At 70.8% G+C, this 387-nt stretch carries 1 protein-coding gene; it reads left to right on the top strand.

Annotated features, from left to right (window positions below; all coding sequences use genetic code 11):
* Nucleotides 1–191: 191 nt before the first annotated feature.
* Nucleotides 192–387 (top strand): helix-turn-helix domain-containing protein (locus OO52_RS45675; RefSeq protein WP_037671728.1); only part of this gene is annotated, 196 nt, incomplete at its 3' end.

The following is a 387-nucleotide window of genomic DNA, read 5'->3' as shown; positions in this document are numbered from 1 at the left end:
AGGGTCGATGCGGTGTCCTGACACACCCGGCACACCGAACCCCCCGGAGAAGAGGGGCCCCGCTCCCGCCGGGCACACATCCACACTCCGCCACCACGCACCCACCCGGAAGAGACAAGTTCCTGCCCGGGAAAGAACCTGCCCCCTCACATGTGTGCCGTCGTCGGGGTGGGCGCGTGACACTGGAGAACATGAATTCGGCATCCCATTCCCACCTCGGCGCCTTTCTCAGGGCCCGTCGGGCGCAGCTGACGCCGCAGGAGTGCGGCCTGCCCGAGGCGGACTCCGCCCGCCGCGTCGCCGGACTGCGCCGCGAGGAGGTCGCCCGGCTCGCCGCGATCAGCGTGGACTACTACACCCGCCTGGAACAGGGCCGCGTCCGCGCCT

Source organism: Streptomyces flaveolus (assembly GCF_000716535.1).
In the GTDB taxonomy this organism is placed as follows: domain Bacteria; phylum Actinomycetota; class Actinomycetes; order Streptomycetales; family Streptomycetaceae; genus Streptomyces; species Streptomyces flaveolus_A.
This window is presented reverse-complemented; position numbering and strand designations above follow the sequence as displayed.